We start from the raw sequence: 23,457 nt of genomic DNA on the forward strand, positions 1-23,457 counted from the left end.
TTCAAGCAAAAATAGTGTTAATTGAATTAGTTTTGAGCTTAAAATAAAAATCCCAAGATTTTCGAGTGAAACTGAAAATCTTGGGATAAAATCAAAACTCTAATTCAATATTTTAGAACTTGTAACGCAAGCTTGTCATAACTTGACGAGGCGCGATCGGGTTCACACTATAATTTTCGTGAACGGTGTAATTTAATTCGTTTGTAATGTTTGATAATTTGCAAAGAATCGAGAATTTTCTCCAAGTATATCCAACAGATGCATCAATTGTAACATAACCTTCTAACGGAATTTCTCTATGGTAGATTCCATCAGGATATTTAGTTAGATCTGTACTGTGTTGGTCATTCCAGCCTCCTAAACGATCACCGATGTAGTTTCCAACAGCTCCAACAGATAAATTTTTAAATAAACCTTCTTGTACCGTATAAAAGAAACTTAAGTTGGCTGTATTTGCTGGAGTTCTAACAAGACGATCGCCTTCGATAAAACTTCCGTTTAAACCAGATGTTTTAGTATAACGCATATCGTTGTAGCTGTAACCTGCAATAATGCTAAGTCCGTCAATTGGTCTTGCAGTAACGTCAACTTCAACACCTTTACTTTTAGTTTCACCGCTTAAAACTTTTACGTTTGTGTCAGTGTTTAAACTTCCATCAGCTTTAAATTCTGCGGTTTGAGCCAAGTTGCTGTTTGTGATTTGATAAACCGTAACGTTTGTGCTTAATAATCCTTGCAAAAAGTCAGTTTTAATACCAGCTTCATATTGATCAATAATAGATGGCTCAATTGGTTTTAAATCTGCTGTAGTTCCTGTGTTTGGAGTAAACGAAGTAGAGTAGCTACCAAAGATAGAAACCTCTTTTCTAGGCTGATAAATTAATCCAAATTTTGGAGAAAATGCATTGTCTAATTTTTTAGCGCCTACTGTAGGAACTGCATTTTCAGGCTTAACAGTTTGTTTTCCTCCAGCAAAAGTTTCTTTGTAAGTTGTAACTTCGGCTTCTTGCCAAGACCAACGTACACCTGCTAATACTTTAAACTTCTCTGTAATCGAAATTAAATCTTGAAAATAAACGCCAAAACGGTTTGTTTCTGTTTTTGCAATTTGAGTTGCTCTAGCATCTGGAATATCATTTCTTTGTGTTGACGGATCAAAGTTGAAAAGATTGATAGTATCATAATTTGCAGGATTAAATGCAAAAGTATACGCTGTTGCAAATGAGTTTTCCCAGTCTGCACCTGTAAAAATTTGATGTTTTACAGATCCTGTATTAAAGTTTCCTTGAAGACTTAATTGATCTCCTAAAATTTGTTCTGAGTTGTCGTTTTGAACCAAAGGTCTTGTCCAGTCTCCATTTTCTTTTACAGTCGATAATTGTGCTGTAGATTTTGAAGCTCTATCATAATTCTGGAAAGAAGAATTAAAGTTTAATTTCCAGTTTTTGTTGAAATCATGATTTAATAATACCGATGCACTAGCCGATTTTGTGTTACCATTAGACCAAAGTGCTCCGTAAAAAGTATTTCTAGGCAAATCAAGAATTTGTGTGCCAATAATTCCAGTTCCAAAATCAGGTGTCCAATCTGCACTTAAATAATCTCCTTGTAGTGTAATTTGAGTTTTAGGATTAATGACAAAAAGCAACGATGGATTTACATATACACGTTTGTTTTTTACAACATCTCTAAAGCTTTCTGAGTTCTCGTAAGAACCGTTAATTCTAAATGCGATTGATTTAGTAAGACCTCCGTAAAAATCAAATGCTGGTTTGTAATAAGAGTAGCTTCCAATTTGCATTGAAACTTCTCCGCCACTTTTAAATTGAGGTGTTTTGGTTACTAAATTAAGAATTCCACCTGGCGCTACGTTTCCAAATAATAACGCTGAACCACCTTTTAAGAATTCTACTTTATCTAAACCAGAAACATCAGGAATTGATCCTGCATTATAACGGAATCCGTTTTTAAACATATTGTTTGCAGACATGTCATAACCTCTAGAGAAGAAAGATTCCTGAGCGCCACCACGAGCAGAACCAACGTAAACACCGTTAGCGTTTTTAAGAACTTCGCTTAATCTGATTGCTTGCTGCTGTTCGATAATTTCAGAACCAATAACTTGTATGCTTTGTGGATTATCCATTGGTTTTAATCCAGAGCGAACTGCTGTTACGGGTTTTGGTTCTTTGGTTTTGGTAACCACAACCTCATTAAGAATTTCACCTTTTTTATTTTTTACAGTATCAGTAACTGAATAAGTAGTTTCGTTGCTTGAGTAATCTTGACCGTAAGAGACAAAACTAAATAATCCTAATGCTAGTAGTAAATTATATTTCATGGTATTTATTTAGATTCAATAAAAATTATCGAGTGCAAATATAAATAGACATATTCTTTAACAGGAAATTATGAAGTGGATTTCTTACTTAAGCCTTTCTTAGTCTTTTCTTAAGATTTGCTTAAGAGTTTTCTAATGTTATTTTAATTTTGTATTTAAAACCAATTAAAATACCTTATAGAATATTCTAGAAGGCATTTTTACAAAAAAAAACAGGGCTGGCTCATTTTTGAGTCAGCCCTGTTTCAATTGAAATTAAAACCTAAGAATGAGATTTTCTGAAATTATTTTACAGCAATTTGATAAGTTGCCATTTTCCAGATTTCATCGTATTTTTTTCCGTTATGTTCACCTGCAGATTTCTCTGTATAAGCAAACTCAACCATATAATTTCCTGACCAGATAGGAGTAAAAGAGATTTCTCCTTTATCATTTGTCCACAATTCTTTTTCCCATCCGTTTGGAGCAATTACTTTGATTTTTTGAGATTTTGCAATAGCGCCTTCGTATAAAGCAGAAACATTAATTACAGTATTTTTTTTCGCGATATCGGCATTTTCAGAAAAAACGCTAATTTTATTATTGTTAGCCGCAGCTACATTTCCAGCCGATTTGTTTCCAACAACAACGGTTGCACTTGAATTGTAGTCTAATTTCATTGTTCCGTAAACATCTCCAACGGTATGATGCATTACAATGGTATAAACTCCGTCTTCGTCTGGTGTAAAGAAAGCTTGGTATTTATTATCTAGAGCTTTAGAAGTTAGTTTAGTTTCTTTTTTTGAAGGAGAAATTACAACTAAAGAGAAATCCTTCAAATCAGAAAACCATTTATCAGCTTTTGTAATATCATTATCAGAGAATTCTCCAAAATAAACAGAAATTTCCTGAGCTTTTCCTTTTGTTCCTGTTGCTTTGGTTTCAATCCATAAAGCATGGGCAAAAAGCTGAGGTGCAGCAAAAAGCATTAGAAATAAAAAGCTTAGTGTTTTTAAAGTATTTGATTTCATAAGATCAAGTTTAAATTATTAGAATGATATTTTTTACAAACATAAGTCTTATTTAGAATAATTAAAAATAAAACACTAAAAAACCTCGAAATTCATTTCATATGGAAAGTATTTCGAGGTTGTGGAATATTTGAGTAAGAAAACTAAAGTCTTACGGTTAGGTTTACTAAGAAGTTTGCTGGAGTTTGAGCCATTCCGTAAGAATCCCAATATTTTGTGTTGGTCAGGTTGTTGAATTTAACTCCAAGTCTCCAAACGGGTCTGTCGTAAAATACTGTTGCACTATAAATAGAATAAGAAGGAGCATAAAAGCTTTCATCTTCAAATTTATACTGTTTGTCTACATAATTTCCTCCAAAACCAAAGCCTAAATTTTTTAGTGTGTTTTGAAGTTTGTAAGAAACCCAAAAATTCAGCACATTTTCTGGTGCTCCGCTAGCCTTGTTGCCTTCAATTAAAGGGTCAGACGATTTAACGATACGATTGTCATTATAAGCATAACCAGCCGTCACGTTTAAACCGTTTATAGGATTGGCAATGAATTCAAAATCAATTCCTTTACTTACTTGTTTTCCATCCTGAACATTATATCCGTCCGGTTTTGTTCTTGTAGCATTATCAATTGTAATGTTGTAATAGCTTAGTGTTGTGCTTAATTTTTTATTGAAAGCTTCTACTTTTACACCGCCTTCATATTGATTAGCATAAACTGGTTTTAAGATTAATATTGATCCATCTGGCTGATTTACTGGACCTGAATTTTGAAAACCATTCATGTAATTTCCAAATAAAGAAACCTGATCTTTAACTACTTCATAAACCAAACCTAATTTTGGAGACAAAGCAGTTTGGTTGTAGCCCTCTGTATCTTCGATTTTTTTCTGAACAAAGTTATCCAAACGAAGACTAAGCATTACAGATAAGCGATCTGTAAAACTAACTACATCTGAAGCATAAACGCTAAAAGTCTGTTCATTTGGAACGCCAAATTGCATTTCTTTCAATTTTGGATCTACATCGCTTTTTCGAATTGGTTCAAAATCTTTTGTTACATCTATTAAATCCAATACTTGTGTGGTAGCATATTTAAATGTTCCTTTTGTAAATCGGTAATTAATACCTGCTAATAATTTATGTTTGATGCTTCCTGTTGAAAATTCGCCATTAATATTTTCCTGAAAATTGGTAAAATTATTATGAATTGGTCCAAAACGGGATACCATTCTTTGAACTTCTGTCGGCGATTTCCATGCAGTGTAGTACTGATAACTATGATCAACACGTTCGTCTACCAATGAGAATAGTGTGGTAGATTTCCAATTGTCAGAAAGTTTATATTCTGCCTGAGCAAATATTTTAGGAGAACTTGTTTTAGCATCAAGATCATCTGCAAATAAGCTTGTTCTGTAATCTACTTTCAGGTCTGTTGGGTTGGTAAGTCCTGCCGCATACGAACGTCCGTAAGTAGGGCGTGTGTTGTTGGTATTGAAAATTTCTGTGTCTAAACTCAGCGTTAATCTGTCGGTTGCTTTATAAATAATGCTCGGTGCAAATAAAACTGTTTTATTAAAACCATAATTTAAGAAACTGTTTTCTGTATTTGCCGAAGCGTTTATTCTAAACAAAACTTTTTTGTCCTGAGTCAAAGGCATATTAAAATCTACCGCGACACGCTGCAGTCCAAAGCTTCCTCCTGTATAAGATATCTCTGTTTTGCTAGTTTCAAAAGGCTTTTTGGTAACCAAGTTTACAACTCCTCCAAATGAAGAAACAGAAGAACCAAACAAAGTTCCAGAAGGCCCTTTTAGCACCTCAATTCGCTCGGCATTATCAATTGAGATTGAGCTTCGCCCAGAAAGAGTCTCCATGCCGTTTCGTGCGTTTACACCCGTGCTGAATCCTCTAAAACTAATTTCAAGTCCGCCAGAAGGATATATTTTTGAGATTGCGCCCGTAGCATTTTGAACCGCGCTTCGTATGTCTACCGCGATTTGTTCTTGTAATAGTTCTTTGTGAATAACATTATAAACCTGCGGATTTTCCAGGTTCTTTAGTGGCATTCTGGCTACATAATCGGTTTTTTTTGATAAGTTGCTTTTCTTGCCATTTACGATAACTTCATTCAATTCCTTATTAGAAACCTTAAGCTGTAAATTAATTGTTGAGGTTTCATTTTCTGTAACTGTAACTTCAGTTTCTGCGGTTTCGTAACCTGCCAAAGATACTTGAAGTGTATAAGAATTGGATCTTACTTTATTAAAATCAAAAGTACCATCGTCATTAGAAACGGTACCATATTTAGAGTTTTTAAGAATAATATTTACTCCCGCTGCAGCATCGCCGTCTGAGGTGGTTATGGTTCCTTTAATTTTTCCGTGGTTTTGTGCAAAGGCAGATAAAAACGAAAATAAAAAACTGATAGAAAATAGAAAACGTGTAGTTTTCAAACTGAGGTAATTCATTGCTATTTATTAATTGGTTTGTAAATAATATTTATTTAGAATAAATAAAAACAATGCAAATGTAAAAATTAAAGTAACTTTAACAATTTTATTTTTTGTCATTTATTTTTGAAATTGTTAAATGTTGATTATTGAGATAATTAAATGAAATTCTTAGTTGATGTTTTAGCGAGATAAAGTTTTAAAGCCTTAATTTTGCAGTCTGAAAAATGACTTCATGATTTTACCATTCTTTAAAAAGATTCAAAATACGCCTAGAGGATATCGTATTGCCAATACTGTTTTTTTCTTCCTTTCTGGCTTTGGATACTCTTCGTGGGTTTCAAGAATTCCACATATACAAGCCCAATTAAAATTGTCTGAAGCCGAATTTGGTGCAGTTTTATTTGCTTTTCCGATAGGTTTAATGCTAACAATGCCTTTTACAGGAAAACTATTAAATAAATACAGCAGCCGTTATATTATGCTTCTTGGCGCTGTTATGTTCAATATTGCGTTGTCTCTGCCTGGTTTGGCGGCATTTGTTTGGCAGTTGGTTATTATACTTTTATTCTTTGGAGCTTCTCGTAATATTTTCAATTTATCTATAAATGCACAATCTCTGGAAGTGCAGAAACTATATCCGAAATCTATTATTACGCGTTTTCATGCCGTTTGGAGTATTGCCGTTTTCTCGGGTGCGGGATTAGGTTATGTAATGGTAACGCAGAAAATTGCACCATCGCATCATTTATTGGGAGTAAGTATTTTTATGCTGGCGCTAACGGCTTGTTTTTATCCGATGAGTATTCACAACGAACCTGTTCCAGTTAAAAAGAAGTTCTTTTCGATGCCAGAAAAAAATCTGGTAAAATTCTCTCTAATTTGTTTCGTTTCTATGGCTTGTGAAAATACCATGTACGACTGGAGCGGAATTTATTTCGAAAATATATTAAAAGCTTCTCCAAAATTAACCAGTGCGGCATTCGTGTTTTTTGCTTCGGCAGTAACGTTAGGACGTATTTTTGGTGATTATGGCGTAATGAAATTTGGAACTAAAAAAATCTTGCTTTATAGCGGAATCTTAATTACAGCTGGTTTCGGTGTTTGTTTTATTTTACCGTATGCATACCCAACTATTTTCGGTTACGTTTTAATCGGATTTGGGGTTTCTTGCGTTGTTCCGTTAGTATTTAGTATTGCCGGAAGATCTTCAAAATTAAGCAGTGGTTCTGCCTTAACTTCTATATCAACAATTGGTTACCTCGGATTTTTATTAGTTCCGCCAATGGTTGGTTTTATCTCTGAATATTTAAGTATGAAATGGGCGTTTCTTGTTATGGCGCTTCTCGGAATTCTGATGATTTTTATGGTGAATAAGATTGGGGAGAATGAGTAGTTTAAAGATGCTGATGCTTAAAAGGTACAGAAGTTTCTATTAATCTATGGAAATTCCGAAGTATACTTTGTTTTAAAAATTTGTTGTAATTTCAATTTTATAAGCTTCTTTAATTTTTGATGCGATTTTATAAGCTTCCTTTTGATCATTTGCAAAGTAGATTGTTAAATAGTTATCTTCATTATCTACAATATTTATTTTAATTGTTTTTTCATTGATAGTGGATCTAATTCTATTTCCTGCACCACCTTTTTCTATGGCGTGTTTAACAATAGTTTCGACTAAAGAAATGCATTTTATTTCTGGAAATAATTTCCATTTCAATCTAATTTTGATTCCATAAAAAGAATATAATTTCCTGAATTTATTCTTTTGAAAATCAATTTCTAAACCTTCAGTTGAAATGAAAAAGATTCCCCAATATGCTAGCAACAGATAAATAAAGAAATAACTAAATCCATTCTGCTTATTTATAAAAATCGCAGCAAGAAAACCTGGGACAAATAATAAGCTTCCAATTGTAGTTTTGTATAAAGGAACTTTTTCAATATAAATGTAATTAGGCATTTTTCTTTTACAAATAAGAAACAATTACTTCTTCGTCATAACAAACTTCTCAGAACTTGGTTTTCCATTCATGTTCCCAGAAATTTCTGCAGTTAAAGTATTATTTGTACCTTTTGTATACGTGATTTTTTGAGGATAATCGTGTTTTGGATTCTCAAAAACCAATTGCTGATCTGTTTCAGAAGTAGAAGGAAAGAAAACGGGTTTATCATCGTTTTGACCTTTTACAGTTGCTTTGTAAGTAAGCGTTTCCCCTAGCTGAGCCAAAACAATAGTTTCAAAATGCAAAGTGTCTTTCCCTTTTATAAAATAAGAAGAAGCACTGAAAGTACTGTCGTTTAGTTTTTGCCAATTTTCAGATAAAATGCCTTCAGGAGTTTTATTTTCCCAGTTTCCTATTAACCAGTCGGCTTTTTTGATTTTATCTTTTTCTACCGTTTCTTTTTTCTGGCATGAAACTGCGGCTAATACAAGAGCTAAAAGAGTAATTTTCTGAAACATATTTATAAGGTTTTTGATAGCACTAATGTATGAATTTTTTTTTAGCCACGAATTCACGAATTTTTCTTGATAAACGTAATGGAAAGTTTTCTGTGAATTTTTCGAATTATTATTGAAGAGTAAAATTATTTTTAGCCACAGATTAAAAGGATTAAAATGATTTTGTCTCTCGCAGATTTAGCAAATTCAGCAGATTTATTTGTACTCTGCATTATAAAAATCTGTCAAATCTGCTAAATCTGCGAGAAAAAATTCGTGCAATTATTGATAAAACACACAGAGCAAAGAATCATTTTAATCCTTTTAATCTGTGGCAAATAATATAGACACAGTAATTTTAAAAAAATAATTAGTGGAAATTCGTGCATTCGTGGCTAAAAAAAATCAAACGCTTGCACTCAAAATAGAGTAAACTAATTCCTTAGTTGGTTTTTGATCTTTTAGTTTTTCGCGTACTTCGTCGAAAGTCACTTTAAAATCACAACCCGATTTATATTCGGCGCAACCATAAGCCGTTTTGCCTTTTAGAATTGTTCCTTTTTTACATTTCGGACAAACCAATGCATCTGAATTTTCTTTAGGTTCGGCTTTTTTATCGGTTTTCTTTGGTTCCAATTTCAGTTTGTAATTTTCTTCAAAACGAATTAAGCCTTCAACAGTTCCAGAATCGGTTTTAAAGCCTTTTATGTTTACTGTAGAACCCTTTTGAACCAATCGTAAATACTGGCTTTCTGTTATTTTTTTATCATGAAAAACAAAAGGCAATACAAAATCGCAACCCGATTTGTACTCGCTGCAGCCAAAGGCCGATTTTCCTTTCAGGATCTTTCCCTTTTGGCATTTCGGACAAGTTTCTGCTGAAATTCCAGAGGCTTTCTTTTTCTCTTTTTCCGCTTTTACAACTGGTTTCTGAATCGTGGCCGCATGTGAAATATTGGCGTGCTTGGTTTCGCTTCGAACTTCATAAACCAAAGCTTCAACCATGCGTTTCATGTTTCTAATGAAGGCCGCTGCGGTGAAAGTCCCTTTTTCAATATCTTTCAATTGTTTTTCCCAAGTTCCTGTAAGTTCGGCCGATTTTACTAATTCGTTCTGAATCGTATCAATCAATTGAATTCCAGTCAAAGTGGGTAAAACTTGTTTTTTGTTTCGAACAATATATTGGCGTTTGAAAAGCGTTTCGATAATATTGGCACGTGTTGACGGACGACCGATTCCGTTTTCTTTCATCAATTCGCGTAAATCTTCGTCATCAACCTGTTTTCCTGCGGTTTCCATGGCACGCAGTAAAGTTGCCTCTGTAAACTGATTGGGCGGCTTGGTTTCTTTTTGAAGAAATGAAGGTTCATGCGGACCTTTTTCGCCCACAACAAAACTCGGCAGTAAATCGGGTTCTTTTTCCTTTGCATTCGGATCTTCAAAAACAACACGGAAACCTTTCTTTAAGATTTCTTTTCCAGTCGCTTTAAAAGTCACATCGGCAGCTTTTCCAATAACCGTGGTATTGGCAACCAAACAGTCATCATAAAAAACAGCAATAAAACGTCTAGTAATAATATCATAAACCTGCTGCTGATTATGAGGCAGATTATTTTGAACTCCCGTTGGAATAATCGCGTGGTGATCGGTTACTTTTTTATCGTTGAAAACCTTTGGCGATTTTTTGATTTTTTTTCCTAAAAGGGGCTCAGTCAATTCGGCATAATTGGTTAATTTCTGTAGAATTCCAGGCACTTTCGGATATATATCACCTGGTAAAAAAGTAGTATCAACTCTGGGATAGGTAATAACTTTCTGTTCGTACAAAGTCTGTGCAATTTTCAATGTTTCTTCGGCAGAAAATCCAAATTTTTGATTGCAATAAACTTGCAGACCCGTTAAGTCGAAAAGTTTTGGGGCATATTCATTTCCGTTCTTCTTATCAACAGAAACGATTTCGAAATCACTTTCTTTGACTTTGGCCGCGATAACTTGTCCGTCTTCTTGGTTTAGAAAACGACCTTCTTCATAACTAAAAAGCGTTTCTCTATATAAAGTCTGCAATTCCCAATACGGCTGCGGTTTAAAGTTTTCAATTTCTCTAAAACGTTCTACAACCATGGCCAAAGTTGGCGTTTGTACGCGTCCGATAGACAAAACTTGTTTGTAGCCGCCATGTTTTACAGTGTACAAACGCGTGGCATTCATTCCTAAAAGCCAATCTCCGATAGCTCTAGAAAATCCGGCGTAGAATAAATTATCGTAGTTGGCAGAGGGTTTTAAGTTTTCAAAACCTTCTTTAATAGCTTCTGTGGTAAGAGATGAAATCCATAATCGCTGAATTTCGCCTTTGTAATGCGCTTCGTTCATCACCCAGCGCTGAATCAGTTCTCCTTCTTGTCCAGCATCCCCACAGTTGATAACCACGTCGGCTTTCTCAAAAAGACTTTTAATGATTTTAAACTGTTTTTGAATTCCTGAGTTTTGAACCACTTTGGTTTCGAACTTTTCAGGAAGCATGGGTAAATTGTTCAAATCCCAGCTTTTCCAATGCGGTTTATAATCGTTGGGTTCTTTTAAAGTGCATAAATGTCCAAAAGTGTAGGTTACAGCATAACCATTGCCTTCGTAATAGCCATCGTGTTTGGTATTGGCACCCAAAACAGATGCAATTTCACGCGCTACACTTGGTTTCTCAGCAATACAGACCTTCATTTTTTCTTTTCTAGTTGGACATGCGAAAGTACGGATTTTATGGGAAAGGGGCAAAGATTATTAGGTCCAAAGGGGCAAAGGCTTTCTAAAAAGAAAGTTTAATAATCAAATATTTTGTAATACGCCTCCAATTCAAGCGCTCTTCTTTTTACGATGTCTCTTTTTAAGCTTTCTGAAACGGCATACCACAAAGTTCCTTGCTTGACTTCGTAAAGATATTTCGACATAAACTCATATTCTTTATCGCGATAAAGAAGCCATTGTTTTTGAGATTCTTTTAAAGTTTCAAAAGTTTCTTTTGGGAGTTTTGTTTTTAGTAAATTGTAACTTTTGTTCAATTCTTTGTCCCAAGATTCTTGGGCTTGTATGATACAATTGCATTTGTCTGCGTTAGAGATGTCTTTTTGATTTATGCATTTTGATTCTAAAAGATCGATTGGATACTCTTTTTTGGTTTGTGAAAATGCTACGACTGATAAAATCAGACAAGTTAAAAGAAGTACTTTTTTCATTTTTCATTTATAATTTAAAAACATCTACACTCTTCATCCAGAAAATTTCCGATTCTAAAAATTGAAGTTTGGTCTTAACAACTTTATCGCTTTTATCTCTCGGATTTTTAGCAATAAATCTAGCGGTTGAATTATTGAAATCTAAAGTATATTTTGAGTCAAAATCTTCTTTTTTGTTTGCTGAAAAAGTAATCAGATTGTCTATTGCACTCCATTTTCCTTTTCCGTATTTATTGTCTTCCGCTGAATTTCCGCCTTGTATTTTCGAATACGAATGAAACAGAAAAGTTCCGTCTGGGTTTAAAGTCAGTTTATATTCGATTGTGTGTTTTTCTTTTTCAGAAAGTGAATGGGAATATTCACCCGCAATCGGATTGGATTGTGCGGATAAAGTCAAGGTAAGAATTAAAAGAAAAGAGGTGATTAGTAATTTCATTGGTTTGGTTTTATTGGTTGTTATGCATTTTTTCAATTATTAATCATCGGATCCAAATTAAGATCCTTATTTCTCAAATCTAATCCACCTTCGTAAACCGATTTTAGATTTGTGAGATAAAAATGCCAACCGTTGGAACAACCCAATCTAATGTATTGTTTCGCATGATCATCTGTCGGAATGTTATAATGACGAAGCTCTACAATCGTATAATCGTCTTTCTGGCTTAGATTAATATCTACAAGACAGTTTCCTTCAAAAGTAAATTGCAGTTGATCAATTCCATTGGCAGAAACGATTTTTCCTGACATAGCATCATCATACAAATACCAAAGCCATTCGTATGTATTATCTTTTTCTGCGTTTTTGTCTTTGCTTATAGATTCCTGATTAGCTCCAAAAAAAGATACTTTTTCGAGAAACCATTTTTCTAACTCATTCGCTTTTGTCCAAGCATCGTAAATATCTGAAAGTTGAGCTTTAACGGCTATTTTTTTGGTGAAAGAAGTCCAATCGAAGTTTTTCATTATGGTTTATAGTATTTTGAGGTTAGAGGAAAGAGATCTAAAATTAAAACATTGATTAAAACAAATGTAAGCTATTTCTTCTTACTTTTTATTTCAGAAAAAAAGCTGCAGAAAATGTTTCTCTGCAGCTTTTAAGTTTAGGTTTGCTATTGTTTATTTCTTTTGTTTCAAATGTTTGTCTAGGAATTTTTCCATGGCACCATAAAAATCAAAACGATTATCTTGATTTCTAAAACCATGTCCTTCGTCATTTTTAACCATGTATTCTACAACGACACCGCGTTTTTTCAGCGCTTCAACCATTTGGTCGCTTTCGGCTTTATTTACTCTTGGATCGTTTGCTCCTTGTGCGATAAACAAAGGCGTTTTTATTTTGTCTGCATGTAATGCAGGCGATGCAGAGGCCAACAGCAAACTATCTTTTTTAGGATCGCCAACCATTTCGTGAAACTGATCCAGATAAGGTGTCCAATAAGGCGGAATCGTATTCATGAAAGTAAACAAATTGCTCACGCCCACATAATCTACTGCAGCTGCATATAAATCTGGTGTAAAAGTGATTCCGGCAAGCGTTGCATAACCACCATAACTACCGCCATAAATAGCAATTCTATTCGGGTCTGCAATGCCTTCTTTTTTCAGCCATTCGACACCATCGGTAATGTCATCTTGCATTTTTTTACCCCATTGTTTAAAACTAGATTGCCAAAATTCCTTTCCATAACCGGTACTTCCTCTATAATTCATCTGTAAGACAGCATAACCGCGATTTGCCAAGAACTGAACTTCTGGATTATAATACCAGCCATCTCTTGCCCAAGGACCGCCATGAGGATTGATAATGACAGGCAGATTTTTAGGCTCCACTCCCAACGGAAGCGTTAAATAGCCGTGAATTTCAAGGCCATCTCTCGATTTATACGTAATAGGTTTAATATGGCTCATGTGTTTCTCTTCGATCCAAGGAAACGGATTCGCAACTTCTTTAACTTTTGTAGTTTTGAAATCGTATATATAGTATTTTCCTGGAGTTCTATCGTTTCCAGCCCAAACAATAGCTTTGGTTCTGGCATCGTCGTAGTTTACAATTTCAGTTTCGTAACCTTCAATCTGCTTTTTCAGATTGTTTTTGATTGCCTCCCATTCTTTATCAAAAAAATGTTCTTCTTGTTTTTCGGCTTCCCAAGTTACAGAAGTCAAGGCTTGTTTTTTTCGATCGTAATTAACCGCATCTAAATCATATTTAGGATCGGCAAATAATTCTTTTACATTTTTTTTGCCAATCGGGTCGTATTCAACCAAAACCACTTTATCCTTGCCAATATTACTCAGCGCATAAATGTTTTTATTGTCTTTGTCAAAAGAAGCAGGAGAAAAGAAATCTTTGAAAGTTGTCGTAATAAGAGGCGTAAAAGATTCTTTGTCAGAATTTCGATAATTCCAAGTAATGTTTACACCGTCCGTTTTTGAAGCAAGACGAATTACGCCATTATTATCTGTAACCCATCCGTCAAAATTTTCTTTGTTGTTGTAAAGCAGTGTCAAAGTTCCAGTTTCGACATTTAAAAGATAAGGATCAAAATACTCTTTTACCCTTTTGTTGATTTGTACAATTAGTTCTTTCTCTTTGCCTGGAACGTCAATTAGTGCGTCTATAATGTCACTTCTAACACCCGGAAAAGGCGTTAATGCTTTTAAATCGGTTCCATCCGTTTTTACCGAAAAGAGTTGGAAATTCTCGTCTCCGCCTACGTCTTGTGCGTATATAATTCGGTCACCTTTCCAGAAATAATTGAAAATGCTTCGCAAAGTGTCGTTGGTTACACGAACTGCTTTAGTGTCATTTACTTTCTGAACAAAAACGTTGGTTTTTCCTTTATAATCGGCACGATAGCTAAAATAATTTCCGTCGGGCGAAATTTTGAAAGAGCTTTTTTCTCCATTCTTGAAGAAAGTCTTGACATCAATTAATGGGGCAGGTGTTTCTTTTGGCTCCTGTTTGCAGGAATTTAAAGTGATTGCCAAAAGAACTAAAATGGATAAAATGGATTTTTTAATCATGTTTGGTTTGTTTTTGGTGATTGATGAATTATAAAACTACTCTGGGGAATATATTCTAATGGTATTGATAATCTGTTTTTTATCAAATCAAAAATAGGAAAAAGTTTGCAATATAAATGGAGTTAAATTATTTTGCTGCTTTATTTGGATTACACTAGAAAATTAAAGCGAGTTCTCTTGACGCTTCATTTTTTTGTAAGATAAAAAAGGCGTATATTGCCGAGATAATTTGATATTATAATGGTCACTGCAAATTTTTATTTAATAAACAGTTCTTTAATGTGCTTAATGTGCACGTTATTGTATTTGCATGACGATACTTTCTTAAAAAGCTCAAAAGAGTTTATTTCTTTAGCCCTGTCACAACTCTAGACAGGGGATATTTTCACTATTAATTTTTATTATTTAATCTCATTTTTATTCAGGATAGGATATCACTGAGTAGTTCGTATTGCGTGCTATTCACTGAAGAGTTGTGTCCTATTTTAGAGAAAATGAAACCAACAAGAAAGTCATGTCGCAAAATATAATTTTAACAACAGGAACATACGATTTAATTAAAGATCACGTAAGAAGAAAAAAAGTAACCATACAAGAAGAAGAACTTTTATTAGGCCAGCTAAAACATGCTACGCAAGTATTGCGAAAAAATCTGCCTGAAGATGTAGTTTCGATAGATCGAAAAGTTACTTACAAAGATCATATCAATAACGAAGAAAAAACAATTCTCATAGTTGGTCCAGATAAAGCAAAAGCAAGTAAAAACAAAATTTCGGTTCTTTCAGACGAAGGAATTGCAATGGTAGGTTACAAAGAAGGCGATATTGTTGAATGGCCTGCTAAAAAAGGAAATCTCAAATTAGAGATTTTAAAAGTAGAGGAGTAGGTTTACTATCGTTTCGTTTTAAGTTTAGTAAAATCCCAAAAGAGTATTTCTTTTGGGATTTTTTTTATGAATACTATTTTAGAATAATCTATTTCATTCCAGTTTCGAGATAATCTTCAAAACCTCCGTTGTATATTTTTTCGACCCATTTTTTAAAATCTACCGTATTTTCAATTACATACGTTTTAGTATATTCTTTGCCAATATTTTCAATGATTTTGATCGTTTCTCCGTTTTTAACCCTTTCGTTTATTCTGTAAAGATTATTTGCGCAGAATTTAAAAACCGACAAAGTATCGTATTCGCTAGAATTAGTGAGATATAAAATCTCTGTTTCAGCATTATAAAAATGATATCCCATTTTAATGAATGGTTTTTGAATTAGGTATTAAAGATAATGAGCAGCATTATAAAACCTCCCAAAAATAGAACCCCAATCATATGATTTCGATTACTATTATCATCTTTTTTTTGGCTACTTCCGCTTGGTGACCAGAAACTTGAAAATGTTCTAAAATCATTGTCGTTAGAAAGAGTCCATAAATTATAACCAAGAAATCTTGCTGAAGCTCCTAAAAGCTCCAGAATAATTCGTCCTGCTATTATTTGTTCAAAATCCATTTTAAGCGGTTCAGTCGAAGTTTTCCATGATTTATTTTTATTAATCCAACACTTAAAGCTGCATTTTTTTAGTGTTGTTTGATACAGCCTTTTTCTTAAAGACCTGCTCGTAATTGGCATCCATTAACTCTCCAATTAATTGAGGACTGTTGTGGTTGAGCAAAATTACCATTCCCCAGTTCGTTTTTTTATCGTAGGCAAATATGGTAGCACATCCCATTGTATTTCCTGTTTTATAAAAATAAACATCGTCGGCAACTCGTTCCATCTGCTGTCCAAAACCTATTTCTCTTTCTGTATTTTTAAAAAACGTGGTTTCGGCAATTGCTGTTGCTTTTGAGATTTCACCAGTATTCGACAAAATAGCTTTTAGCAATTTTGTTAAATCTGAAGTATTCGATTTTACAAGACCTGCGGGAGCGATTAAATAATTCCAGTTAAAAAAATCTTGCGGAATTCCATTAAATTCATAACCTGTAACTTTATTTTTTACATTAAAATTGCTAGTCAGCGTATTTTCCATTTTAAGAGGCAGAAGCATTTTTTCTTTCAATATATCTTCAAAGCTCTTTGAATAGACTTTCTCTAATATCATTCCCATTAACGTATAACTGATATTAGAATAACGATAACTTCCGTAATCTATTAGTTTTGTATTTTCGTTTATAAGAGCATGAACACTCTCTTTGGTAATGTCTAATGGCTGTTTTGGATTAATTTCCATTAGTTTTCTAAAATCAAAATTAGGCAGACCAGATTGATGCGAAGCCAAATCTGAGATTTTGATCTTGCCTTTTATTTCGTTTGATAAAACATATTCTTTTGGCAGATAATCGTCTATAAAATCATCAATTTTAAGTTTGCCTTCGTTGTGGGCTTGCGCTATTAAATTTCCTGTAAGAAGTTTGGTAATCGAGCCAATCTCATAAATAGTATTTTCGTTTACGGCCTGTGTACTTTCTTTGCTGATTTTTCCGTAGTTGAAAAAAGTAGTATTACCATTTTCGACAAATCCCACGCTCATCGCTATTTCTGGATTATAAGTAGCAATCGAACGAAAAATCGAATCAATTTTTTTTGCAGCTGTTTGTGCAAAAGTAATTTGGGAAATAAGTAATAGCGTAAAAATACTGGTGGTTACTTTCATTAGTTTTCTTGAGATTAGTTTTATTTTTTAAGATTGTACAAAGGTTATTTTTGAACTTGTAAAGTAGGTATATTTTTCGAAATATAAGAGAATTCTGCAGCGAGTTAGTAAATTTGTTTTTGGTATTTTCTAATTTATAAATTTCTTGATAAAATGCTGATTTAATGAGGGTTGGTTTTTGTCTATCCGTACAGTTTTGTCATTTCGACGTAAGGAGAAATCTCAGTAAGTAGCTCCGCAGTGATTTTCCACAAAGTTTTGTCATTTCGAGGAACGAGACTCGAGCGATAGCGAACTGGCGAAGCAAATCACACTAGAAATTCCGTAAAGTATACTTGCCAATCTTTGTAGAGTTACTCGCGAAGATTTCTCCTCACGTCGAAATGACAAAACTAGAAGGAAACAGAATGAGAAAATGGACTTCCTACGTAGATTGTGTTCACGAGCGGGACGCTCGCGCCACCTCAGGGTTGTCACTAAATAATTTCTTCAAGTTTATAAACTTCTCCCCATTTATTTAGTGAGCGGCTATCATAAATGTTAAAGGGAATAATTGAACTATCTTTTTCGGTAGACAATCCGGTAAATGTCCAAAACAAATCCTCAAACTTACAAACCAAATATCCTCTATCATTAAATGAGTAATCTCCAACAATCTTATAATTTTGTAAACGTTTAATGTCATGCTCATCCATAGGACGAAAGGCATCAACGACCTTTTTTGTTAGCTCAACTTTACCATTCTTAAAGAACTCCAGTTGATTTTGGTAGATTATGCAAAAAAACAAACCACCTGCATGAAGATCAGTATCTGCGATTAAACTTGACTGATACTTTTTGTTAATTTCTATTTTCATTAGTTCATTATTCATGAGTGTATTCAATTTGTGAAGATTGTGTGCACGAGCGAGACGCTGGCACTAGCGGGGGAAATAATGTCATTTTTTAAGTTTTTATTTCTCTAACTCAGCTTCAAGTCTTTTGACTATTTTCTTTTCGAATTCTCGTTTTAGCATTATATTCCAAAATAAGCCTAAATCCTGATTAACTAATTGCCATCCGTTTTCTCTATTTCTATATACAGACACGAAAGCTAGATCTGTTCCGTTATCAGCAGAAGGTCTTGTCCAAGCTTCTATTCTTTTACCATTTAGATCAAAATAAATATCATGCCAATAGTCTTCGGGATATCTATCCTTAAAATCAGGATTTTGAAGATGTAATTTTTCAAGTGTTTCAATGACTTTCTTTTCGGGATATTTTAAATAATACGTTTCGGCATACGGATATTTTCCTGCTGCATAAAAGTGAAAAGTAGAGAAAAAAGAAACAATATGATAGACAACAAAGAGAATTATTAAGATGGCTATTAATGACTTGAGTTTAGATTTAATCATTTGGATTCAAGATTTGGAATTTTAGTGTTTCTGTTATAATGAGCTGGTTTTTTACTTATTCTCATAATTTTGTCATTTCTGTAAAAGTTACTTATTTCGACGCAAGGAGATCCGAGCGTTAGCGAACTGGCGAAGCAAATCTCCACAAGAAGCTCCGCAAAGGTTTTCCACATTGTAACCACACAGTTTTGTCATTTCGACGTAAGGAGAAATCTTCGCAAGTAGCTCCGCAAAGATTAATTTGCAATTTGAGTCTTTTTCGTGATTACAAATCCTTAATGAATTCACTTGGATGAATTTTTAAAGCTTGTGCAATTTTATTCACACAGCAAAGTATCAAAATCAACATGAAGTTGAGTTGTTTCTTGGTCAACATTAACCCAATTAAAACTTTTTAAAATGTACGCGTTTCCTCCATCAATTTGAACCCATTCATCTATTCCTTTAGCGGCATTTGTCAAATCGTTTTTTGGTGTTATTCCAATAGGAGCGACGTAGCTTCTATTTTTGGTTAAAGGTTTGCAATAACTTGTTTCTATTTCTGATCGTGTAATATATTTTGATTTGGTTAAAGTCGGAAGTGTGTTATGTACTTGAAGTGGAGACATTGAAGTACAAGAAGTAAGAAATAAAATCACTCCAACAAGATTTAGTTTGATTAGCTTATTCATTTTGGATAGGTTTAGTTTTTTCAAATATAAGATATTTCGTGTAAGTTTAAAATTCGGTTGTATACACTCGATTGTTTACAATCACTTAAAAATAATCTATTCTTTCTAATTTCGTTTCAAAGAAAAACAACTAAAAACAATGGAAACACAAAATAAAGAAAGAACCGAAGAATTGTTAGAATTAATAAATAAAAGAAGCTACTTCAGCAAACTAAAACCAGTTCCAAAAGAAACCAACTCGTTTACAATACCGCTAAAAGTATCTTCATACAACGAATTAAATCTAATGGTTTCAGATTTACTAAAAGCAAGTATTATTTTGCTCAATCCTGATGCAAACGGTTTGTCGAGTTTTACAAAAGACAATAATGTCAATGTAATGACTTTGCTTGAAATTGCCTTGCAGTTATTGCCTGAGGATGAAATGGAGTTGTTGGATGATTTGTGTAAGGCGCAGTTGTGATTTTTTGAAATAAAAAAGCGCAATAAGTTTTTTAGACTTTTGCGCATATTTTTTATTTTAGAATAAAATCAAGTAAGTTATCTATAAATATTTTGAGCCAATTTTTCTTTTTTGGTTTAGTCTCGTTCATTTTTGATTTTATTACGAATTAATTTTTGATTTTGGTTTGATCTTGCGCACCAGCGAGGTAATTTGATAAGTTAGACAGAAGGTGTATTTCCACTTGAAAAATCTTCTACTTGCTTATCATATTTCCACATTTTTTGAATTTCATTCGCCGATTTCTTTTCACTAGAGGTTAGAAAGCCAAATTGAAGATGGTTATTCTTCATATATGAATAATATAAATTACCATATATGTCATTATAAGTAATCAAATATTGTTCTTTGTTTTCATTGTCTAATTTTAAAGAATTATTCCCGAATAAATCATATCCGATAAGATTTTTTTTCCAAAATTTGGTTTCGCTATCTAAATCACTCAAAATTCTAATATTCAAAGCGGGACCTCCTCCTATATTTTGAATTATATATTCAGAACTGTATTCTTCTTGACTAATTGATATTAATGGAGTTTTTGTTTTAAAATCTAATTCATCCTTTTTTTTGTTGTAATGGTAGACTTGGATTGTCAGTATGGTAATAACTAATGCATTAATTATGTCAATATATATTGGCGTGATATCTGTATCTAGCTTAAAATCCATGAAAGATAGAGATACGTGAAATAAAACAAATAAGATAATTATAGTAATACATATTCCAACGGTTTTTTCAATTTTCATACTCTTTTAATTTAAATATGTGGGATTTATTCTTTTATGAAAGACCAAATATATACTTTACCCGATAGCGCGGATTTGCAATCCGTGCACAAAAAAGATTGACTTTTTTAAATTATTTGTATTGTGTCTTGCTGTTGTGGGCACGGATTGCAAATCCGCGCTATCGGGTTTAAGTTGGCTATTGATAGACGTCTTTTTTAATTATTTTTTTATTACATTTTCTTTAATTAATTGTTCTCGCACTCCTTCTATTAAACCATTTCTGAAATTTATATTATCAATTTCTGAATTAATTTCTTCATCCAAGTTTATTGCCTCTAGAATATTATCAAATACATCTATTTCATCATTTTTCTCTATTCTTTCTCGATAAACTTCAGCAAAATTTTCTTTTTCTAATATTGAAAATGTATTTATCCAATTTATTTTGTGATTAAATATTTGCTCATTAATAAGTCGAGCCAAAGGGTAAAAATCCGCATTTAAAAGTTTATCTAAATATTGTGTTTTCAAATGCAAGAATATATCACAACAATTCTCAAAATAAGGTTCATCTCTTAACTTTTTAAAATCGTCAAAGCTAAAAGTTAAATGGTTATTGTCACTAATACTTATTATAATCTTAGATTTTTCTAAATTTTCTTTGAATGTCATTTTTTACTTAATTAAATATGTTTGGAATAATAAGATGTTTTCTTTGTTATGATTCTAAATACACCTTGAAAACTTATTTTTACATTATTATATGTTTTTTAATAATTCGAATTTGTCGTAAATTATATCATTCTTCCATGAATCTATAATATTAGTTTGAATATTTTGATCAATTTTACTAGATATAAAATCAGGTGTTTCAATTGGCGGCTCAATTTTAAAATTATCCAATCCATATCCAAAAGTTGGCCATGCGACGACGTGATAAAAAGGATCAGTACTATCTTCAATAATAGTTTTATCAAAAGTTATAATTCCTTTTGATGAAATTCTTTTAAAATCAGTCAGATATAAATCTCGCTCTCTTGTATCTTTAAATTGTAAAAGCTCATCTAAATATGGATTAATTGTAATTTCTACTTCATTTTCTAAATTGAAAATTATAGACTTATTAGTAATGTTCATTTCATCTAACGCAGCTAATTCATGTGGAAGTTTTGCCCCTGCTGTCGCAATATGAATTAAAAAGTTAGAGAGTTTAAGAAAAATATCAATATCATGATTTAATTGATATTCTAGACTATATGCCATGATTTCCAAAAATACTTATACAATTATTACATCTTTTTATTACTCTTGCGGTACGCGGTCTATATGCTTTAGTAAATTCAATATCATGAATATTCTTAGCTTTTTTAAAAAGCATTAGATAGTTCGCAGTGATATTTTCAGCACATCTCCCTATATTGTTTATACCATTATAGGAACCTATAGGACCTAAATGTAAAAGTCTTGTTTTAAGTGATTCAGCGATTGGTTCAACAAGATCTCTACATTCATCTATTTTGTAACACCGATTATATACAGCGGCTATTATAGTTGCAGGCAAATCATTGTTAGGGATTTTTATTTTTTTTGCAATATTACGGATTGATTTGCATCTAGTTATCATTTCTTTTTCTAATGTTACTCGATTGGGTTTGCATCTTAGTCGTAAAATTTGTTTGTAGATGCGTATATGTTTTTTCTTGTTTCTTTTTATTGTAAAATTCCTTGGCATTTGTAAATATATTTTAATTCCGTTGCGGAAATACCTAGATAACACGGATTTGCAATCTGTGTCCAGAAAGATTGTTCGTTTAGTCGCAAAACAAAAGATAAATGATTTTTCATAGCTTTGTTTTACTAAATTATATTATGTACTATTGGTATAGATATGGATTTCAAATTCAAACTATAGTTTTTTTGAGATGCAATGTTTTAAATATTTTCCATTATTTGCTGTATAAAACGTTGAATTCGCCTTAATTCTGCTAAATCATCTTCATTCATTTCTTCTGGACTAAAATGCATTACTTCATTTCTAATTTTGTTTACATCGGTTAGCATTTTTCTAAGTAAAACCCTGTCAATTTTGACATCAATTTTTTTAAATAAATCTTCATTTTCAAATATTCTAACATAATGCCCAAAAGTCAAATCTGATAGATGTTTTATTTCTTTTTCGATTTTTGTTAGATCTAAAACTTTATTAATGTCCTCATAAGTTAATTTATCATTCAATATAGTTCTAATTGAGTTTTCTATTTGCTCAATGAGAAGGAATGGCTCAGAAAGAATTAAAAATTGCTGACCAATATCAGTGGCAGTTACTATACCTGATATTTCATTTTTAAAATCTCTAACTAATATGACTTCCTTTTCTAGTACTATTTTTACTGCTTTGAATAAAGGTTCGTCATAATTGATAGATTCAATTGGTTCAAAACAGTCAGCAACAGTTTTGCATGTTTTGCCAAGTGCTAGAGCTCTACCAATACTTTTCCAGCTTACTAGTCCATAAATATCCTTTTTACTTGATAATATTGGGATTTGGGAAAAATTATGATATAGCATTAAGGAAACAACTTCCTCTATTGGCATTTCTTTTCTTACAGTAACAAGTTTAAAATCTCCAGTTTCTGAATCGTTTAGATCAGAAGATTTAATAATACTAACTCTAGGAATAGCATCCGAGTACTTAGGTTTTTTGAGCTCAGAATTAATACCGATAGTTGGTTTTAGTTTTATTTCTACACTATGATATGCATTTGCGCTTGCATAACTAGGTTCCATAATAAGTTCATATTTTTCCAACCATAGATTTACAGTGTAAATTACTCTAGGTCCTCTTCTGGAAACTCCATAAAGTTGTGTTATTGTAGCGGTAGGAATTCTTTTTGATTGCTTGTTTTTTTTTATTTCTAAAAAGAAAGCTTCTAATTTGTTCATCATGGATCTTACTGTTTTTTAACTTGTATAGAAATTGGTTGATAATTTCTTTTTAGAAAATTAATATATTATT

The 23,457-nt window shown here is 32.7% G+C and carries 24 protein-coding genes; 3 read left to right on the forward strand and 21 right to left on the reverse strand.

The window, feature by feature from the left end; translation table 11 throughout:
* Positions 1–112: 112 nt before the first annotated feature.
* The 3 genes from AC3Y25_RS10365 to AC3Y25_RS10375 form a co-directional block, all read right to left on the reverse strand.
* Entirely contained in the window at positions 113–2,341 is a 2,229-nt protein-coding gene (locus tag AC3Y25_RS10365) for a TonB-dependent siderophore receptor (protein ID WP_489902690.1), read from the reverse strand.
* Positions 2,342–2,625: 284 nt separating this feature from the next.
* On the reverse strand, positions 2,626–3,351 hold the full coding sequence (locus AC3Y25_RS10370) for a DUF4198 domain-containing protein (RefSeq protein WP_427872659.1): 726 nt from the start codon (positions 3,349–3,351) through the stop codon (positions 2,626–2,628).
* A 143-nt stretch (positions 3,352–3,494) separates the two neighbouring features.
* A complete protein-coding gene (locus tag AC3Y25_RS10375) occupies positions 3,495–5,813 on the reverse strand; it encodes a TonB-dependent siderophore receptor (RefSeq protein WP_489902691.1) in 2,319 nt (772 codons plus the stop codon).
* Between the two features lie 217 nt (positions 5,814–6,030).
* On the opposite strand from AC3Y25_RS10375, the gene AC3Y25_RS10380 reads away from it, so the two are divergent.
* Positions 6,031–7,191: an MFS transporter gene (locus AC3Y25_RS10380; protein WP_095929814.1), complete on the forward strand. Its 1,161-nt coding sequence runs from the start codon at positions 6,031–6,033 to the stop codon at positions 7,189–7,191.
* A 72-nt stretch (positions 7,192–7,263) separates the two neighbouring features.
* On the opposite strand, the gene AC3Y25_RS10385 is transcribed toward AC3Y25_RS10380, so the two are convergent.
* The 7 genes from AC3Y25_RS10385 to AC3Y25_RS10415 form a co-directional block, all read right to left on the reverse strand.
* On the reverse strand, positions 7,264–7,758 hold the full coding sequence (locus tag AC3Y25_RS10385; protein ID WP_489902692.1) for a hypothetical protein: 495 nt from the start codon (positions 7,756–7,758) through the stop codon (positions 7,264–7,266).
* A gap of 24 nt (positions 7,759–7,782) precedes the next feature.
* Positions 7,783–8,259, reverse strand: a complete 477-nt coding sequence (locus tag AC3Y25_RS10390) for a DUF6265 family protein (RefSeq protein WP_489902693.1) — start codon at positions 8,257–8,259, stop codon at positions 7,783–7,785.
* 384 nt (positions 8,260–8,643) lie between these two features.
* Positions 8,644–10,953, reverse strand: coding sequence for a type IA DNA topoisomerase (locus AC3Y25_RS10395; protein WP_489902694.1), 2,310 nt, complete (start codon positions 10,951–10,953; stop codon positions 8,644–8,646).
* 98 nt (positions 10,954–11,051) lie between these two features.
* Complete coding sequence (locus AC3Y25_RS10400) at positions 11,052–11,465, reverse strand: lysozyme inhibitor LprI family protein (RefSeq protein WP_489902695.1); 414 nt, start codon at positions 11,463–11,465, stop codon at positions 11,052–11,054.
* A 7-nt stretch (positions 11,466–11,472) separates the two neighbouring features.
* Positions 11,473–11,901, reverse strand: a complete 429-nt coding sequence (locus tag AC3Y25_RS10405; RefSeq protein ID WP_489902696.1) for a hypothetical protein — start codon at positions 11,899–11,901, stop codon at positions 11,473–11,475.
* 32 nt (positions 11,902–11,933) lie between these two features.
* Positions 11,934–12,428 carry an SRPBCC family protein gene (locus AC3Y25_RS10410; RefSeq protein WP_489902697.1) on the reverse strand — a complete coding sequence of 165 codons (495 nt, stop codon included), beginning with the start codon at positions 12,426–12,428 and terminating at the stop codon, positions 11,934–11,936.
* Between the two features lie 153 nt (positions 12,429–12,581).
* A complete protein-coding gene (locus tag AC3Y25_RS10415) occupies positions 12,582–14,489 on the reverse strand; it encodes a S9 family peptidase (protein ID WP_489902698.1) in 1,908 nt (635 codons plus the stop codon).
* A gap of 514 nt (positions 14,490–15,003) precedes the next feature.
* Here AC3Y25_RS10415 and AC3Y25_RS10420 point away from each other — a divergent pair.
* Entirely contained in the window at positions 15,004–15,375 is a 372-nt protein-coding gene (locus AC3Y25_RS10420) for a GreA/GreB family elongation factor (protein ID WP_482500477.1), read from the forward strand.
* A gap of 88 nt (positions 15,376–15,463) precedes the next feature.
* Here AC3Y25_RS10420 and AC3Y25_RS10425 read toward each other — a convergent pair whose 3' ends face one another.
* The 6 genes from AC3Y25_RS10425 to AC3Y25_RS10450 form a co-directional block, all read right to left on the reverse strand.
* A complete protein-coding gene (locus tag AC3Y25_RS10425; protein WP_489902699.1) occupies positions 15,464–15,736 on the reverse strand; it encodes a hypothetical protein in 273 nt (90 codons plus the stop codon).
* A gap of 20 nt (positions 15,737–15,756) precedes the next feature.
* Positions 15,757–15,996, reverse strand: a complete 240-nt coding sequence (locus AC3Y25_RS10430) for a hypothetical protein (RefSeq protein ID WP_489902700.1) — start codon at positions 15,994–15,996, stop codon at positions 15,757–15,759.
* 52 nt (positions 15,997–16,048) lie between these two features.
* Positions 16,049–17,143, reverse strand: coding sequence for a serine hydrolase domain-containing protein (locus AC3Y25_RS10435; protein WP_489902701.1), 1,095 nt, complete (start codon positions 17,141–17,143; stop codon positions 16,049–16,051).
* A 476-nt stretch (positions 17,144–17,619) separates the two neighbouring features.
* Positions 17,620–18,015 (reverse strand): hypothetical protein, encoded by a 396-nt coding sequence (locus tag AC3Y25_RS10440; protein ID WP_489902702.1) that lies wholly within the window; start codon positions 18,013–18,015, stop codon positions 17,620–17,622.
* A gap of 81 nt (positions 18,016–18,096) precedes the next feature.
* Positions 18,097–18,540 (reverse strand): hypothetical protein, encoded by a 444-nt coding sequence (locus AC3Y25_RS10445; protein ID WP_427872673.1) that lies wholly within the window; start codon positions 18,538–18,540, stop codon positions 18,097–18,099.
* A 317-nt stretch (positions 18,541–18,857) separates the two neighbouring features.
* On the reverse strand, positions 18,858–19,211 hold the full coding sequence (locus AC3Y25_RS10450; protein ID WP_489902703.1) for a hypothetical protein: 354 nt from the start codon (positions 19,209–19,211) through the stop codon (positions 18,858–18,860).
* 139 nt (positions 19,212–19,350) lie between these two features.
* Here AC3Y25_RS10450 and AC3Y25_RS10455 point away from each other — a divergent pair, with 139 nt between their 5' ends.
* The gene (locus AC3Y25_RS10455) at positions 19,351–19,674 is read left to right on the forward strand and encodes a hypothetical protein (RefSeq protein WP_489902704.1); all 324 of its coding nucleotides are present in this window, start codon (positions 19,351–19,353) and stop codon (positions 19,672–19,674) included.
* Between the two features lie 200 nt (positions 19,675–19,874).
* Here the strand turns inward: AC3Y25_RS10455 and AC3Y25_RS10460 are convergent, their stop codons facing one another.
* The 5 genes from AC3Y25_RS10460 to AC3Y25_RS10480 all read right to left on the reverse strand — a co-directional run bounded on the left by AC3Y25_RS10460 (position 19,875) and on the right by AC3Y25_RS10480 (position 23,387).
* Entirely contained in the window at positions 19,875–20,459 is a 585-nt protein-coding gene (locus tag AC3Y25_RS10460) for a hypothetical protein (RefSeq protein WP_489902705.1), read from the reverse strand.
* A 201-nt stretch (positions 20,460–20,660) separates the two neighbouring features.
* Complete coding sequence (locus AC3Y25_RS10465; RefSeq protein ID WP_489902706.1) at positions 20,661–21,113, reverse strand: hypothetical protein; 453 nt, start codon at positions 21,111–21,113, stop codon at positions 20,661–20,663.
* An 87-nt stretch (positions 21,114–21,200) separates the two neighbouring features.
* Positions 21,201–21,704 carry a hypothetical protein gene (locus tag AC3Y25_RS10470; protein ID WP_489902707.1) on the reverse strand — a complete coding sequence of 168 codons (504 nt, stop codon included), beginning with the start codon at positions 21,702–21,704 and terminating at the stop codon, positions 21,201–21,203.
* The gene (locus AC3Y25_RS10475; RefSeq protein WP_489902708.1) at positions 21,694–22,173 is read right to left on the reverse strand and encodes a hypothetical protein; all 480 of its coding nucleotides are present in this window, start codon (positions 22,171–22,173) and stop codon (positions 21,694–21,696) included. The genes AC3Y25_RS10470 and AC3Y25_RS10475 overlap by 11 nt, the downstream gene beginning before the upstream one ends.
* Before the next feature lie 200 nt (positions 22,174–22,373).
* A complete protein-coding gene (locus AC3Y25_RS10480; RefSeq protein ID WP_489902709.1) occupies positions 22,374–23,387 on the reverse strand; it encodes a CBS domain-containing anti-phage protein in 1,014 nt (337 codons plus the stop codon).
* Between the last annotated feature and the right edge of the window lie 70 nt (positions 23,388–23,457).

This window comes from Flavobacterium sp. LK-23 (genome assembly GCF_058135255.1).